Annotated in this window: 15 protein-coding genes and 1 pseudogene; 11 read left to right on the top strand and 5 right to left on the bottom strand. The window is 69.3% G+C overall.

Annotated features, from left to right (window positions below; all coding sequences use genetic code 11):
• Positions 1-78: 78 nt before the first annotated feature.
• From K9U40_RS18270 to K9U40_RS18250, 5 genes are all read right to left on the bottom strand, one after another.
• Positions 79-810 carry an amino acid ABC transporter ATP-binding protein gene (locus K9U40_RS18270; protein ID WP_282891564.1) on the bottom strand — a complete coding sequence of 244 codons (732 nt, stop codon included), beginning with the start codon at positions 808-810 and terminating at the stop codon, positions 79-81.
• Positions 791-1,450 (bottom strand): amino acid ABC transporter permease, encoded by a 660-nt coding sequence (locus K9U40_RS18265; protein WP_282891563.1) that lies wholly within the window; start codon positions 1,448-1,450, stop codon positions 791-793. Before K9U40_RS18265 ends, K9U40_RS18270 begins: the two co-directional genes overlap by 20 nt.
• On the bottom strand, positions 1,450-2,154 hold the full coding sequence (locus K9U40_RS18260) for an amino acid ABC transporter permease (protein WP_282891562.1): 705 nt from the start codon (positions 2,152-2,154) through the stop codon (positions 1,450-1,452). Before K9U40_RS18260 ends, K9U40_RS18265 begins: the two co-directional genes overlap by 1 nt.
• A gap of 28 nt (positions 2,155-2,182) precedes the next feature.
• Positions 2,183-2,989 (bottom strand): transporter substrate-binding domain-containing protein, encoded by an 807-nt coding sequence (locus K9U40_RS18255; protein ID WP_282891566.1) that lies wholly within the window; start codon positions 2,987-2,989, stop codon positions 2,183-2,185.
• 145 nt (positions 2,990-3,134) lie between these two features.
• Positions 3,135-3,902: an SDR family NAD(P)-dependent oxidoreductase gene (locus K9U40_RS18250; protein ID WP_282891561.1), complete on the bottom strand. Its 768-nt coding sequence runs from the start codon at positions 3,900-3,902 to the stop codon at positions 3,135-3,137.
• 141 nt (positions 3,903-4,043) lie between these two features.
• Between K9U40_RS18250 and K9U40_RS18245 the strand changes: the two genes are divergently transcribed.
• The 11 genes and pseudogenes from K9U40_RS18245 to K9U40_RS18195 form a co-directional block, all read left to right on the top strand.
• Positions 4,044-5,081, top strand: coding sequence for an L-idonate 5-dehydrogenase (locus tag K9U40_RS18245; protein ID WP_282891560.1), 1,038 nt, complete (start codon positions 4,044-4,046; stop codon positions 5,079-5,081).
• Between the two features lie 84 nt (positions 5,082-5,165).
• Entirely contained in the window at positions 5,166-5,492 is a 327-nt protein-coding gene (locus tag K9U40_RS18240) for a hypothetical protein (RefSeq protein WP_282891559.1), read from the top strand.
• Between the two features lie 150 nt (positions 5,493-5,642).
• Positions 5,643-6,791, top strand: a complete 1,149-nt coding sequence (locus tag K9U40_RS18235) for a LacI family DNA-binding transcriptional regulator (protein WP_282891558.1) — start codon at positions 5,643-5,645, stop codon at positions 6,789-6,791.
• A gap of 41 nt (positions 6,792-6,832) precedes the next feature.
• Positions 6,833-7,720, top strand: coding sequence for an NAD(P)-dependent oxidoreductase (locus tag K9U40_RS18230; RefSeq protein WP_282891565.1), 888 nt, complete (start codon positions 6,833-6,835; stop codon positions 7,718-7,720).
• 425 nt (positions 7,721-8,145) lie between these two features.
• The gene (locus K9U40_RS18225) at positions 8,146-8,454 is read left to right on the top strand and encodes a DUF485 domain-containing protein (protein WP_282891557.1); all 309 of its coding nucleotides are present in this window, start codon (positions 8,146-8,148) and stop codon (positions 8,452-8,454) included.
• Positions 8,454-10,184 carry a cation acetate symporter gene (locus K9U40_RS18220; protein ID WP_282891556.1) on the top strand — a complete coding sequence of 577 codons (1,731 nt, stop codon included), beginning with the start codon at positions 8,454-8,456 and terminating at the stop codon, positions 10,182-10,184. The genes K9U40_RS18225 and K9U40_RS18220 overlap by 1 nt, the downstream gene beginning before the upstream one ends.
• A 210-nt stretch (positions 10,185-10,394) precedes the next feature.
• The gene (locus K9U40_RS18215; RefSeq protein ID WP_282891555.1) at positions 10,395-11,858 is read left to right on the top strand and encodes a putative nucleotidyltransferase substrate binding domain-containing protein; all 1,464 of its coding nucleotides are present in this window, start codon (positions 10,395-10,397) and stop codon (positions 11,856-11,858) included.
• Positions 11,855-12,184 (top strand): hypothetical protein, encoded by a 330-nt coding sequence (locus tag K9U40_RS18210; protein WP_282891554.1) that lies wholly within the window; start codon positions 11,855-11,857, stop codon positions 12,182-12,184. The genes K9U40_RS18215 and K9U40_RS18210 overlap by 4 nt, the downstream gene beginning before the upstream one ends.
• Entirely contained in the window at positions 12,181-15,063 is a 2,883-nt protein-coding gene (locus K9U40_RS18205) for an ATP-binding protein (protein WP_282891553.1), read from the top strand. The genes K9U40_RS18210 and K9U40_RS18205 overlap by 4 nt, the downstream gene beginning before the upstream one ends.
• A gap of 55 nt (positions 15,064-15,118) precedes the next feature.
• Positions 15,119-15,628 (top strand): response regulator transcription factor, encoded by a 510-nt coding sequence (locus K9U40_RS18200; RefSeq protein ID WP_282891552.1) that lies wholly within the window; start codon positions 15,119-15,121, stop codon positions 15,626-15,628.
• Positions 15,625-15,897, top strand: a pseudogene (locus tag K9U40_RS18195) (DNA polymerase III subunit epsilon); the annotation flags it as partial. The gene K9U40_RS18200 and the pseudogene K9U40_RS18195, both read left to right, overlap by 4 nt.

Below are 15,897 nucleotides of genomic sequence, written 5' to 3'. Positions count from 1 at the left end.
CTCCCCACCCCTCCCCCGCAAGCGGGAGAGGGAGCACGGGCGGCGCTCCGTCTGCGACCGGCAGAACACTGGCCCCGCCTACTTCACGTCGGCCTTCAGGAACTGGCGCATCTCCGGCGTCTTCGGGTTCTCGAACAGGTCGCGGGAGGGGCCGGCTTCGTGGATGCGGCCCTGGTGCATGAACACGGTGGTGTTGGCGACGCGGCGGGCGAAGCCCATCTCGTGGGTCACCAGCAGCATGGTCATGCCGTCGCGGGCGAGTTTCTCCATCACCGCCAGCACCTCGCCGGTGAGTTCGGGGTCGAGGGCCGAGGTCACCTCGTCGAACAGCATCACCCTGGGCTCCATGGCGAGGGAGCGGGCGATGGCGACGCGCTGCTGCTGGCCACCGGAAAGCTGGTCGGGATAGGCGTCGATCTTCTCCGACAGGCCCACCAGCGCCAGCACCTCCCCGGCGGTCCTGCGGGCGGAGGCCTTGTCCACGCCCTTCACCCGGCGCGGGGCCAGCATGATGTTTTCCGCCACGTTGAGGTGGGGGAACAGATTGTAGCTCTGGAACACGATGCCCACGTCGGTGCGCAGCTTGCGCAGGGCGGCGCGGTCGGGCGTCACCTCATGGCCGGCGACGCGGATGGCGCCCGACTGGAACTGCTCCAGCCCGTTGATGCAGCGCAGGAGCGTGGACTTGCCCGAGCCCGAGCGGCCGATGAGCGCCGTCACCTCGCCGGGGGCGACGGAGAGCGACACCCCCTTCAGGACTTCCACCGCGCCGAAGCTCTTGTGGACCTGGTCAATGACGACTTCCGACATGGAGCCTCCTTTCCAGCCAGCGCGAGAGCTGGGACATGGGATAGCAGATGACGAAGTAGAGCGCCGCCACCGTCAGGAACACCCGGAACGGCTGGAAGGTGGCGTTGTTGATGAGCTGGCCGGCGCGGGTCAGCTCCACAAAGCCGATGAGGGCGGCGATGGAGGTGTTCTTCACCAATTGGACCAGGAAGCCCACGGTGGGCGGCAGGGAAATACGCACCGCCTGCGGCAGGATGATGTAGAGATACTGCTGCGGGATGGTCAAAGCGAGGCTTTCGCCGCTCTCCCACTGGGGCTTGGGCACCGCCTGGATGCAGCCGCGCCAGATCTCGCCGAGATAGCCCGAGGCATAGATGGACATGGACAGGCCCGCGGCCACGATGGGCGGCAGCCGGTAGCCGGCAAGGCTGAGGCCGTAATAGCTGAGGAACAGGATCATCAGCACCGGAATGCCCTGCACCACCTGGATGTAGGTGGCCGCCGCCATGCGCAGGACCTTGGTGCGGGCGGTGCGCATGAGCGCCACCAGGAAACCGGCGATGCCGCCGCCCACCATGGCGACGCCCGTCAGGGCCAGCGTCCACTGGAGACTTTCCAGCAGGAAGTAGAATTCGTTGAGGCCGAAGCTGCGCAGGAACATCACACCGCCTCCACCTTCAGGGTGGGCTGCGCCGCCCGCCCGCCGGGCCGCCCGAACAGGCGCCAGCCGATGAGCGCGAGGCCCCCGCGCAAGGTCAGCGCCAGCGCCAGATAGATCAGCGTGACCGCGATATAGACCTCGAACGAGCGATAGCTCTGGGACTGGGCGTAGGAGGCGGCGGCGGTCAGCTCCGGCGTGGAGATGGCCGAGCACACGGAAGAGGCCAGCATCATCAGCACGAACTGGCTGCACAGGGCCGGATAGACCTTGGCCACCGCCGGCAGGATGATGATGTCGCGGTAGATCTGCAGCTGGGTGAGGCCCAAGGCCTCGCCCGCCTCGATCTGCGACTTGTGGATGGATTCGATGCCGGCGCGGATGATCTCGGTGGAATAGGCGGCAAGGTTGATGGTCATGCCGATGAGGGCCGCCGTCACCGCCCCCACCCGCAGGCCCAGGGTCGGCAGGCCGAAATAGATGATGAACAGCTGCACCAGGAACGGCGTGTTGCGGATCACCTCCACATAGGCATCCACGAGCACGCGCACCGGCCCCCCGCGCACGCTGCGCAGCGAGGCGAGCACCACGCCGAAGAAGGTCCCGGCGGCGATGGACGCCACCGACAGCCAGACGGTCATCAGGAGCCCGTCGAGAAGCTGCTCGCGATATTGCGCGAGCACCTCCAGCCTGAGTTCATAGGGCATGGCGAAGCCTCTCTGCGCGGAGACGAAATCAGAACGTGGGCAGGCTCGCCGGGAAGGGCTCGCCGGTCCATTTCACCGCGATGGCGTCGAGCTGGCCGGAGACCTTCATCAGGTAGATGAGGGTGTCGAGATAGTGGTTGAGCTCGAAGTCGCCGGGCAGGGTCGCCATGGAATTGCCCTGGCGGAAGAAGGGCTGGCCCACCTGGAGGCCGACGGTCGGCATCTGCTTCAAGAGCGCGGCGGCGACCGTGGAAGGCAGCGCGGTGCCGTCCACCTGGCCGGAGAGCAGCGCCTGGGCGGTGGTGGCGTCGTCCTCATAGACCACGAGCTCGAGGCCGGGCACGGCGGCGCGGCGCAGGGCGGTCTCCTGCGAGGAGCCGCGATTGACGGCGATGCGCTTGCCCTTGAGGTCTGCGGTGGCGTTGTAGACCTTCCCCGGACCCGACACGATCACCATGTTGAAGGCGCTGTAGGGGGTGGTGAACATCACCGTCTTGGCCCGCTCGCCGGTGGGGGCGAGGGTCGCCACGAGGAAGTCCACCTGCCCGGTCTGGAGCGCGGGGATGCGCGCCGGCGGCGTCAGGGGCACCAGTTCCACCGGCAGGTTGATGAGGGTGCCGACAAGGTTGGCCACGTCCACGTCGTAGCCGGAGGGCTTGCCGTGCTCGTCCACCATGCCCATGGGCGGGGCGCCGGTGAGCACGCCGATGCGCACCTTGCCGCGCTTCTGGATGTCGGAGAGGCTGGTGGCGTCGGCGGTGCCGGCGGCAAGGCCCGCCAGCGGGCCGGTTGCGGCAAGGGCGAGCGCCCCGGCCGCGATGAAGGTGCGGAACATCTTTCGCATGGGTCGAATCCTCCCGGTTTTGCTCGGTCTTTACTTTAGAAGCGGGTCCCTCCGGGTCTTCGCGCCCGGATGGGGGATGCCGCCTGCCTGTCGTGAGGGGTGCTCTCAACTTGAAGAGAGAGCACGCATTCTCCGCTCAGAGCGTCGCCAGCACGCCGCCGTCCACGTAGAGAATCTGGCCGTTGACGAAGTCGGATGCGGGCGAGGCGAGGAAGATCACCGCGCCCTGCAATTCCTCCACCTTGCCCCAGCGGCCGGCGGGGGTGCGCGCCTTCAGCCAGCGATCGAAATCGGGGTTTTCCACCAGCGCCTGATTGAGCGGGGTGGCGAAATAGCCCGGCCCCACGGCATTGATCTGGAGGCCGTGGCGGGCCCAGTCGGTGCACATGCCGAAGGTGAGGTTGCGCACCCCGCCCTTGGCTGCCGTGTAGGGCGCCACCGAATAGCGCGCCGCCGCGCTCATGAGGCTGCCGATATTGACGATCTTGCCGCGCCCGCGCCGGATCATGTGGCGGGCCACCGCCTGGCCCACGAAAAACACGCTGTCGAGATTGGTGCGCATCACCTCGCGCCAGGTGTCGACCTCGAACGCCTCCAGCGGCGCACGGCGCTGGATGCCCGCATTGTTGACCAGGATGTCGATGGGGCCGTGCTCGGCCTCGATGGCATCGACGGCCTCTACCACCGCCTTGGGATCGGTCACATCGAACGCCGCCTGCTCCACCACGATGCCCTGCGCGGAGAGTTGCGCGGCGGCCTTGGCCAGCTTGTCCGTGTCGCGCCCGTTGATGACCACGCGGGCGCCGGCGCGCCCCAGCCCTTCAGCCAGCGAAAGACCTATGCCCTGTCCCGATCCGGTGACGAGTGCACGCTTGCCGCTGAGGTCGAACAATTGCAGGGACACGCCTTCCTCCTCCCGATGCCGGAGCGCATCTGTCGTGCGCCGCTCTTGCGCGAACTGTATTTCATGATATCGGTAACATGACAAGAGGCAAAGCGGACCGTGATCCGCACTTTCGCCGCCCGACCTGCAAGGAGAGGAAACATGAAGGCCGCCGTCATCCACGCCGCCAGGGACCTGCGCCTCGACGAGCGCCCCGAGCCCGAAATGGCCGCCAACGAGGTGCTGGTCTCGTTCCGCGCCGGCGGCATCTGCGGCTCGGACCTGTCCTATTACGGCAAGGGCCGGGTGGGCGATTTCGCCCTCAAGGAACCCATGGTGCTGGGCCACGAGATTTCCGGCGAGGTGATCGCTCTCGGCTCGGCCGTGAGCACGCTGGCGCTCGGCGACCATGTGGCGGTGAACCCGAGCCGGCCGTGCCTGGAATGCGACTATTGCCGCGCCGGCCGCAGCAATCTGTGCCGCAACATGCGCTTCTTCGGCAGCGCCGCCATCTTTCCCCACGTGCAGGGCGCCTTCTCGGAGACCTTCCTGTGCCGCGCCGACCAGTGCGTGAGCGTGCCGCGCGACATCCCGTTCCGCCGGGTGGCCATGGCCGAGCCGCTCTCGGTGGCCATCCACGGCGTGCGCCGGGCGGGCGAGCTTGCGGGCAAGCGCGTGCTCATCGCCGGCGCCGGCCCCATCGGCATGCTGCTCGCCATCGCCGCGCGGCGGGTGGGGGCGAGCTACATCGCCATCACCGACATCGTGGATGCGCCCCTCGCCCTCGCCCGCGAGGCCGGCGTGGACGAGACCATCAACGTCGCCACCTCGCCCGAGCAGCTTGCCCGCTACGAGAAGGACAAGGGCTTCTTCGACGCGGCGCTGGAAGCCACCGGCGTGCCGCTGGCGCTCGCCTCCTTGTTCAAGGTGGTGCGGCCGGGCGGCCGGGTGGTGCAGCTCGGCATGATGCCCCCCGGCGACGTGCCGGTGCCGGCCAACATGCTGATGGCGCGCGAGATCGACTTCGTCGGCGCGTTCCGCTTCGGCGGCGAGTTCGCCACCGCCGTGGACTGGCTGGTGCGCGGCCTCATCGACGTGGAGCCGGTCATGTCGGCGGACCTGCCCATGAGCCGCCTCGACGAGGCCTTCCAGCTCGCCGCCGACCGCAGCCGCGCCATCAAGGTGCACCTGCATTTTTGAGGGCGGATTTCCGCACGCCCCACCACCCCATCGACCATTCCGCGCCGGCCGGAAGCCCGCGCGCAGCTTCATCTGGAGACACCCATGTTCACGCGTAGCGCCGTCTTCGAGGGCACCATCCACCCCGGCCAGGAGGACGCCTTCTTCTCCATCGTGGAGAACGAGCTTCTGCCCATCTGGAAGCGCATGCCGAACGCAGTGGCGGTGCGCGTCATGCGCACGGTCGAGCCCGATGCGGGCGCCCCCTCCATCGTGATGGTGCAAGAGGTGGATTATCCCTCCCGCGAGGCCATCGCCGAGGCCCTCGCCTCCCCGGTGCGGACCGAGGGCCGGGCCGCCACCGATCGCCTCGCCGAATTCTTCGACGGCCGCTTCTATCATTTCGTATATGAGCGGATGGCGCCCCGGTGAGGCGAAAGCCGGCTCAAGAATCTGGAAAGCAGCCTTTTCGAGCGAAAGGGCCCCGGCTCGCGTGAATAAAATGCGACAAGCCAAGTAGAGCCTGCGTTCCCTGAACCAGCGTGAACAGGAAATGCTCCAGCAGGAAACCGGACCCGACCCATGTCCCGACCGATCCAGAAGCCCACCATGCGGGATGTCTCGCGCCTCGCGCGGGTCTCCCCCATGACCGTCTCGCGGGTGTTCACCGATCCGGACACAGTCTCCGCGCCCACCCGGGAGCGGGTGCTCAAGGCGGTGGAACAGCTCGGCTACGTGCCGGACCTCGTGGCCGGGGCGCTGTCGTCCCGGCGCACCAACTTCGTCGGGCTGATCCTGCCGACCCTGACCAACTCCAATTTCGGCGACACCGCCCAGGGCCTCGCCGACGTGCTGAAGGCGGACGCCACCCAGCTCCTCATCGGCTACACCCTCTACCAGCTGAACGAGGAGGAGCGCCTGGTGCGCGCGCTGCTGCCGCGCCGCCCGGATGCCATCGTCATCGCCGGCTCCGTGCACACGGCGGGGACGCGCACCCTGCTCGACCGCGCCGGCATTCCGGTGGTGGAAATCTGGGAGCAGCCGGACCAGCCCCTGGACCGCGCGGTGGGCTTCTCCAATTTCGAGGTCGGGCGCGCCGCCGCCCGTCACCTCATCGCGCTGGGCCACCGCAGGATCGGCGCCATCGGGCCCGGCTCCGACGCCGACCTGTGCGACCATCGCGCTGACGCCCGCCTGAAGGGTTTCGCCTCCATGCTGCGCGAGGCCGGGCTGTCCGACGCCCTGGTGCTGCGCCATGGCCTGCCGCCGGCCTCCTTCGAGCACGGCACCAACGCCATCGGCGCCCTCCTCGCCATGGCGCCGGACGTGGAGGCGGTGTTCGCCGTGTCCGACCTGTGCGCCTTCGGGGCCTTGATGGAGCTGAAGCGGCGCGACATCCACGTGCCCGGGCAGATCTCGCTGATCGGCTTCGGCAATTTCGAGGTGGGGCGCCTCAGCTACCCCGCCATCACCACCATCGGGGTGGATGCCCGCGCCATCGGCGCCGCCACCGGCACCATGCTGCGCGCCCTGCTGAAGCGGGATGCCGACGACAGCGCGGTGGAACACAAGGTGGACGTGGGCTTCGCGCTGATCGAGCGCGAGACCACCGCCCCGCGCCCCGCGGCGCACCAGAAGCCACGCAAGCGCCCGTCCGCCGACGCGCCGGGCGCCGGAACGAGGAAGGCTGCCGCCGCCCGGCGCACGCAAGCCGCGAGGGAAATGCCATGACCGCAAATGCCGTGACCGCAAACGCCATGACCGCAAATGCGATGACCAGGACGGGGAAGGCCGGCGTCGCCGTCATCGGCGCGGGGATCATGGGCAGCGCCATCGCCCGGCGGCTGCTGGAGACCGGGCACGCGGTCCATGTCTTCGATATTGATCCCGCCCGCGTGGCGGCGCTGAGAGCCACGGGCGCCATGGGCCATGCCAGCATCGCCGGGGCGGCGGGGGCGGCACCTTTCGTCATCCTCAGCCTGAACCGCGCCGACATCGTCGAGCAGGCCGTGTTCGGGCCCGCCGGCGTGGCTGCGGCAGCCGACCCCGGCCGGATGGTGATCGACATGTCGTCCATCGACCCCGGCGCCACCAAGCGCATGGCCGAGCGGCTCAAGCGCGAGACCGGCATGGCCTGGGTCGACTGCCCGCTGTCCGGCGGCGTTCCGGGCGCCCTCGAAGGCCGGCTCACGGTGATGGCCGGCGGCGCCGCGGACGATGTGGAACGCGCCCGCGCGGTGATGGGCGACCTTTGCGCCAACTATACCCGCATGGGCGGGCCGGGCGCGGGACAGACCACCAAGCTCGTCAACCAGCTGTTCTGCGCGGTGCTGTTCCAGGCGGTGGCGGAGGCGGTGAAGCTGGCCGAGGCCGGCGGCGTCGACCCGGCCGCCATTCCCGCCGCGCTCAGCGGGGGACGCGCCGATTCCCGCATCCTCGGGGAATTCATGGCGAAGTTCGCGGCCCGCGACTACACGCCCACCGGCCGCATCGAGAACATGCTGAAGGACCTCGAATCCGTGCAGGCCTTCGCCATGGCGACCCGCACCCCGCTGCCCATGACCGCCCTCGTGGCCGAGATCCACCGCCTGCTCCAGGCCGCCGGGCTCGGCGACCGCGACACCGCGGAGATGATGCGCCTGCTCGACGGCGCGGCATAGGCCTCCGCCGGCCCCGGCGCCGCCCGTTTGCGCCCGCCGCACCCCCGCCCGCTACCGCGCGGCGCGGGGCATGCGCTGTTCGTCATAATACGAACGTCGGAGCGTTGAATTGCTTCACCCGAAAGTATAAGCTTGCCGCGCCATCTGGAAAAACCTTTCCGGACCGGGCCGGACGCAGCTGCAATACGCCGAAAACCGAACTTAAACCCCTGATTTGTAGTGAGTCTTCGCCCCGGAATCGACTTTGTGCGGCGCGGAAGCCTGCCGCAGGAGTATCGCCCAAAGTACGGTATCTCCCCAACTAGCGCCCGGCGCGCGGCTGGTCCAGATTGCAGGCGCGACGTGTGGCTCGTCCAAGCCCGACGTCATCCAAGATAACAACCTGGTCCCGGAACAGCCGTGGACCGCAATGGGAGGGGCCTCCGATGGACGCATCTCTGGCCGCGCGCGTCGCGGCCGACCCCAATTACCAGAAGCTCAAAGCCAAGCGATCGAGCTTCGGCTGGCTGCTGACCCTGGCGATGCTGGTCGTATATTACGGCTTCATCCTGCTTATCGCCTTCCGGAAAGACATTCTCGCCGCCCGCATCGGTGATGGCGTGATGACGTGGGGTATTCCCATCGGCTTCGGCGTGATCGTCTTCACGATCCTCATCACCGCCATCTACGTCCGGCGCGCCAACAGCGAGTTCGACGACCTGTCCGAGAAGATCAAGCAGCAGGTGCTCAAGTGATGTCGACGCATGCTTTCATCGGCAAGGCGGCGCGCCTTGCGGGCCTCGCGGCCCTTGCCTTCCTGCCCACGGCGGCCTTCGCGGCCGAGGCCATCGGCGCCTCGGAGAAGCAGGCCACCAACTGGACCGCGATCGCCATGTTCGCGATCTTCGTGGTCGGCACCCTCTTCATCACCAAGTGGGCGGCCTCGAAGACCAAGTCGGCGGCCGACTTCTACACCGCCGGCGGCGGCATCACCGGCTTCCAGAACGGCCTCGCCATCGCCGGCGACTACATGTCCGCGGCCTCGTTCCTCGGCATCTCCGCGGCGGTGATGACCTCCGGCTTCGACGGCCTCATCTATTCCATCGGCTTCCTCGTGGGCTGGCCCATCCTCACCTTCCTGATGGCGGAGCGCCTGCGCAACCTCGGCAAGTTCACCTTCGCCGACGTGGCCGCCTTCCGCTTCGCCCAGACCCCGGTCCGCGTGTTCGCGGCGTCCGGCACGCTGGTGGTGGTGGCCTTCTATCTCATCGCCCAGATGGTGGGCGCCGGCCAGCTCATCAAGCTGCTGTTCGGCCTCGACTACTGGATGGCGGTGGTGATCGTCGGCGCGCTGATGATGATCTACGTGCTGTTCGGCGGCATGACCGCCACCACCTGGGTGCAGATCATCAAGGCGTGCCTGCTGCTCGGCGGCGCCACCTTCATGGCGCTCATGGTGCTGTGGCGCTACGGCTTCAGCCCCGAGAACATGTTCGCGGCGGCGGTGGGCGTGAAGACGCAGCTCGCGACGGCCAAGGGCGCGGCCCCGGCGGCGGCGGAGGCGGCGGGACAGGCCATCATGGGGCCGGGCACCTTCATCAAGGACCCGATCTCGGCCATCTCGTTCGGCATGGCGCTGATGTTCGGCACCGCCGGCCTGCCCCACATCCTCATGCGCTTCTTCACCGTCCCCAGCGCCAAGGAAGCGCGCAAGTCGGTGATGTGGGCCACCGGGTGGATCGGCTACTTCTACCTGCTCACCTTCATCATCGGCTTCGGCGCCATCACCTTCGTCCTCACCAATCCCGGCTTCCTCGACGCCAAGGGCGCTCTGGTGGGCGGCAACAACATGGCGGCGGTGCATCTCGCCCAGGCGGTCGGCGGCAACATCTTCCTCGGCTTCATCTCGGCGGTGGCGTTCGCGACCATCCTCGCGGTGGTGGCGGGCCTGACGCTCTCCGGCGCCTCGGCGGTGTCGCACGACCTCTATTCGACGGTGATCAAGAAGGGCAAGGCCGACAGCGCCTCGGAGCTGAAGGTCTCGCGCATCACCACCATCTGCCTCGGCATCCTGGCGGTGCTGCTGGGCATCGCCTTCGAGAAGCAGAACATCGCCTTCATGGTGTCCCTGGCCTTCGCGGTGGCGGCCTCGGCCAACTTCCCGGTGCTGTTCATGTCGGTGCTGTGGAAGGACTGCACCACGCGCGGCGCGGTGATCGGCGGCTTCCTCGGCCTCGCCTCCTCGGTGATCCTGACCGTCCTGTCGCCGTCGGTGTGGGAAGCCACGCTGGGCAACCCTGCGGGCTCGGCGCCCTTCCCCTACACCTCGCCGGCCCTGTTCTCCATGACGCTCGGCTTCGTCGGCATCTGGCTGTTCTCGATCCTCGACAACAGCCAGCGGGCGAAGATCGACCGGGCCGGCTATCCGGAGCAGGAAGTGCGCTCGGAGACCGGCATCGGCGCGGCGGAAGCCTCGGCGCACTGACGCCGAAGCCCCATGCCGCGGCCGGATGAAACGGAGCCCGGCGCGAACGACGAGGACCGCCGGAAGAGCCAGCCCCGGGCCGACACGGCCCGGGGGAAGGATCCCCACGGTCCTGCGGACACGACGCAGTCCCCCAACCCGCCCGGCACCGGGCGGGTTTCCTCGTTCATGCCGCCGGCTCCCGCCCCGGCGCCGCGCGGGCCTTCATCCATGGCCGACGAGAAACACCCGCCTGCCCTCGATGCCGGCCGCGAGCGCCGCGAGATGGTCTCGCTGATGACCTCGCGGGTGCGCGACGTGTTCATCCGCAAGCCGTTCTACGTGGACGGCTCCATGGACCTCGTCAGCCTGTGCCGCGCCCTCTCGGAACGCGGGCTCAGCGAGGCCCTGGTACGCGACGGCGGCCGCATCGGCATCTTCACCACCACCGATCTGCGCGACGCCCTGCTGGGCGAGACGCCCCCCGGCCGCGTGCCGGTGCGGGAGGTGGCGACCTTCGAGCCGTGGTCGGTCAGCCCCGATGCCGAGCTGTTCGAGGCCCTCATCCTCATGCTGCGCCACCGCATCCACCGGGTGCTGGTGCGCGAGGGCATGGACGAGGCCGGCATCGTCGGCGTACTCGGCCAGCTCGACCTCATGGCCTTCGTGGCCAACCACTCCCACCTCATCGCTTTGGAGGCCGAGCAGGCCACCAGCCTCGACGAGCTCAAGGCCGCCGCCCGCCAGATCGACAGCCTCGTCGGCGTGCTCGATGCCGACGGCGTGCGGGTGGAGGTGATCGCCGCCCTGGTGGGCGAATTGAACCGGCAGGTGTTCCGCCGCCTGTGGGGGATGCTCGCCCCCGAGGACCTCGCCGCCAATTCCTGCCTGGTGGTGATGGGCTCCGAGGGGCGCGGCGAGCAGATCATCAAGACCGACCAGGACAATGCCCTGCTGCTGCGCGACGGCTTCACCTGCGACGGCCTCGAGGACATCACCTCGCGTTTCACCGCGGCGCTCATCGATTTCGGCTATCCGCCCTGCCCCGGCGGGATCATGCTGAGCCGGCCGCTGTGGCGCCAGCCATTGTCCGCCTTCAAGGACACGCTCAGGCACTGGATCCACGGCGGCGATCCGGAGGGGCCCATGAATCTGGCCATCTTCCTCGATGCCGCCCCGGTGGCCGGTGACGCCGCCCTGCTCAAGGCGGCGCGGGACCATGTGGACTTCCTGATGATGAACGACGCCGGCTATTTCGCCCGCTTCGCCCAGGCGGTGGAGCGCTTCGGCGAGGGCGGCGGCTGGTGGACGCGGCTGCCCGGCCTCACCGGGCGCGCGGCGGCGGAGATCGACATCAAGAAGCTCGGCATTTTCCCCCTGGTCCACGGGGTGCGGGCGCTGGCGCTGGAATATCGCGTCGGAGCGCTGGGCACCGCCGACCGGCTTCAGGCACTGGTCGCCACCGGCCGCATGGAGGCAAGCTTCGCCCGCGACCTCACCGATGCGCTGCGCTTCCTCATCTCGCTGAAGCTCGCCAACAACCTGCGGCAGATGGCGGACGGCCGCCCCCCGGGCAACGCCATCCGCCTCACCGATCTCGGCACGCTGGAACGCCAGGCGCTGAAGGAGGCCCTCGCCATCGTGCGGGGCTTCAAGCAATGGCTGTCCCGGCACTACCGGTTCGACGCCCTATGACTGCCGGCGACCAGCCCCCGCCACTCCCGGCGGCCCCGCAGGCGTCGCCGGCGCCCGATCGCGGCCCGCGCCCGCAGCTGCTGCTGGCCCTGTTCGCCACCGGCGTGCTCGCCTTCAACTTCCCGCTGCTCATCGTGTGGGACGCCGGGGTGAGCGTCGCCGGACTGCCGCTGCTGCCGGTGGCCCTGTTTGCCATCTGGGCCGGGCTGATCGCCGCCCTCGCGGTGGCGAGCGAGCGCCGGCCCAAGGCCGCGCCCCCCATCCTGCCGGTGCGGGAGGGGCGGATCGCGCCCCCGGCGCAACACCCGCCGCGGGCGGCGCCATGATCTCCGCGCCCGGGGTGGTGGGCGCGGCGGTCAGCTACCTCGCGCTCCTGTTCGCCGTCGCCGCCTTCGCCGACCGGCGCGCGCGGGAGGGCCGCTCGATCATCGGCAATGCCTGGATCTATGCCCTGTCGCTGGCGGTCTACTGCACCGCCTGGACCTATTTCGGCAGCGTCGGGCGTGCCGCCACGACGGGGGTGTGGTTCCTGCCCATCTATCTCGGGCCCATGCTCGCCATGCTGCTGGCGTGGATCGTGGTGCGCAAGATGATCCGCATCGCCCACACCTACCGCATCACCTCCATCGCCGATTTCATCGCCAGCCGCTACGGCAAGAGCCCGCTGGTGGCGGCGCTGGTCACCCTCATCACCGTGGTGGGCATCGTGCCCTACATCGCCCTTCAGCTGAAGGCGGTCTCCGCCGGCTACGTGCTGCTCACCGGCGCCGGAGCGGCCGGCGGCGGGGCGAGCCCGGCCTGGTGGCAGGACGGCACGCTGCTGGTGACGCTGGCTCTCGCCCTGTTCACCATCCTGTTCGGCACCCGCCACCTCGACAGCGCCGAGCGGCACGAGGGCATGGTGGCGGCGGTGGCGTTCGAATCCCTTGTCAAGCTGCTGGCCTTCCTCGCCGTGGGCCTGTTCGTCACCTACGGCCTGTTCGACGGCATGGCCGACATCTGGGCGCGGGCCAAGGCGGTGCCGGAACTGAAATCCCTGCTGCGCCTCGGCGGCGAGGGCGGCGCCGGCGCCTTCGGCTATGCCCAGTGGTTCACCCTGACCCTGCTCTCCATGCTGTCGGTGCTGCTGCTGCCGCGCCAGTTCCAGATGATGGTGGTGGAGTGCGTGAACGAGCGGCACCTGAAGCGCGCCGCCTGGGTGTTTCCCGCCTATCTCCTCGTCATCAACATCTTCGTGCTGCCGCTGGCGCTGGGCGGCATGGTGCTGTTCGGCCAAGCGGGAGCAAATCCGGGAGCCGACCCGGAGACCTTCGTCCTGTCCCTGCCGCTGGCGCATGGCGCCACGGGGCTGGCGCTGTTCGCCTATGTGGGCGGGCTCTCCGCCGCCACCGGCATGCTGATCGTCGAGACCATCGCCGTCTCCACCATGGTCTGCAACGACCTCGTCATGCCCTCGCTGCTGCGGCTGGAGACGCCCAAAGCGTTTTCGAGCGGAGCGGGGGCCGGCTCGCGTGAAGACAACGCGTCACGACTGGACAGCGCGCGGGCCGGCGGCGACCTCACAAGGCTCATCCTCAACATCCGCCGCGCCGCCATCCTCGCCATCCTGCTTCTGGGCTACCTCTATTTCCAGGTGGCGGGGGAGGCCTATGCCCTCGTCTCCATCGGCCTCATCAGCTTCGCCGCCGTGGCCCAGTTCGCGCCGGCCTTGTTCGGCGGCATGTACTGGCGCGACGCCACCCGCGCCGGGGCGCTGGGCGGCCTCGCCGGCGGCTTCCTGGTGTGGGCCTACACCCTGATGCTGCCCTCGGTGGCGAAATCGGGATGGATCGACGACGGCTTCCTCACCCACGGCCCGTTCGGCCTCACCGCCCTCGCCCCGGAGCGCCTGTTCGGCCTCGAAGGGCTCGACAACCTCTCCCACTCCCTGTTCTGGAGCCTCGTCGTCAACGTCGCGCTCTATGTGGGGCTGTCGCTGTGGCGCGCGCCGTCCGGGCGGGAGGCGAGCCAGGCGCTGCTGTTCGTGGACGTGTTCGCCCGCGGCCATGCCGCCGGAACCACGGGCGCGGCCGCCGAACCGGTGTTCTGGCGCGGGCGCGCCCGCCCCGCCGACCTGATGGCGCTGGCGAGCCGCCTGCTCGGCCCCGAGGCCGCGCACCAGATCTTCGAGGAGCATGCCCGCGAGAGCGGCGTCGCCGTAGGCACCGACCTCACCGCCGACGCCCGGCTGGTGGACAAGGTGGAGCGGCGGCTCGCCGGCGCGGTGGGCAGCGCCTCGGCGCGGGTGCTGGTGGCGGCTGTGGCGGAGGAGGAGCCGCTCAGCCCCGCCGATGTCATGGAGATCCTGAACGAGGCCTCGCAGCTGCGCCTCTACGCGCTGGCGCTGGAGGAAAAGTCCCGCTCGCTGGAGATCGCCTCGGCCGAATTGTCCGCCGCCAACGCCCAGCTGCGCACCCTGGACGAGCTGAAGGACGATTTCGTCTCCTCCGTCACCCACGAATTGCGCACCCCGCTCACCGCCATCCGCGCCCTGTCGGAGCTGATGCTGGACGCCCCCGACATGGAAGAGGCCCAGCGCCAGGAATTCCTCGCCATCATTGTGGGCGAGAGCGAGCGGCTGGGCCGCCTCGTCAACCAGGTGCTGGACATGGCCAAGCTCGAATCCGGACATGGCGAATGGCACAATGCGGACGTGGACATGCGCCGCCTCGTCCGCGACGCGGTTACCGCCACCACCGAGCTGGTGCGCAGCCGCGGGGCGCAGATCCTCCTCGACATGCCGGAGGAGGTGCCGACCCTGCGCGCCGACCCCGACCGGCTGACGCAGGTGATGCTGAACCTCATCTCCAACGCCGCGAAGTTCGTGCCGGCGACCGGCGGGCGGATCGAGGTGAGCCTGGAGCGCGACGGCGACGGCCTCGCGGTGCGGGTGAAAGACAATGGACCGGGGGTGCCAACCGCTGACCGCGACACCATATTCGAGAAGTTCCGTCAGGGCGGCGACGCCCTGACCCGCCCGCCCGGCACCGGGCTCGGGCTTCCGATCAGCCGCCGGATCGTGGATCATTTCGGCGGCAGGATGTGGCTGGAGCAAAAAGACGGCAGCGGCGCGTGCTTCGCGTTCCGACTGCCCTTCCGGCCCGGGACCGACACGGACGAGCCTGCTCGGCCCGCGTCGGCACAGGAGCGCGCGGCGCTGGAATGAAGCCCGCCGGCACGGTCGCAGACCGCGCCGGAGGCGCCAGGAAGGAGGAAACGCCATGAGTCCGGAACCGATTGCCGAACCCGGCCCCGCCCCGAAGGCCAATGCGGGCCCCTGCGCCGACAATGGCGCCGGCACGTGCGCGGGCGCCAAGGTGCTCATTGCCGACGATGAGCCCAACATCGTGGTCTCGCTGGAATTCATGATGAAGCGCGAGGGCTTCGACGTGCACGTCGCCCGCGACGGCCGCGAGGCGCTGGACGCCATCCGCCGCGAGCACCCCCGCCTCGTGCTGCTGGACGCCACCATGCCCGGCATGTCCGGCTTCGACGTGTGCGAGGCGGTGCGGGCGGACGCGGAGGTGCGCTCCACCTGTATCGTCATGCTCACCGCCAAGGGCCGCGAGACCGACATGGCGCGCGGCGTCGGCGCCGGGGCGGACGCCTATGTCACCAAGCCCTTCTCCACCCGGGCGCTGGTGCAGCAGGTAAAGGACATGCTGGCGAGAAGCACGCCGGTCGCGAACCTGCCGGCCGTCGAAATGCCGGCGAAGGATCTCCCGGCATGACCTTCAACCGGCGTCTGGCGCTGACCGTGCTGGCGCCGGGGATCGGCCTTGCCGCGTGGCTCCTTCTCGGCCTCGGCCTGCTTTATGCGGCGCTGGACCCGGCCGACCGGGCCGCCGTGGCCGCGACCCTCGCCCCGCTGATCGACAGCCACGGCATGCTGGTGGTGCTGTGGTGGTTCCTCGCCGCCACCGGCGGCGGCATCCTCGCCGCGCGCCTGCATGACGCCTGCGTGGAAGCCCCCGCCCGCCTCGCCGACGCCACCCGCGTG

The organism is Xanthobacter autotrophicus (assembly GCF_030015065.1).
GTDB classification, from domain to species: Bacteria; Pseudomonadota; Alphaproteobacteria; order Rhizobiales; family Xanthobacteraceae; genus Xanthobacter; species Xanthobacter autotrophicus_D.
Note: the sequence above shows the minus strand (reverse complement) of the source record. Positions and strands in the feature narration are given on the sequence as shown.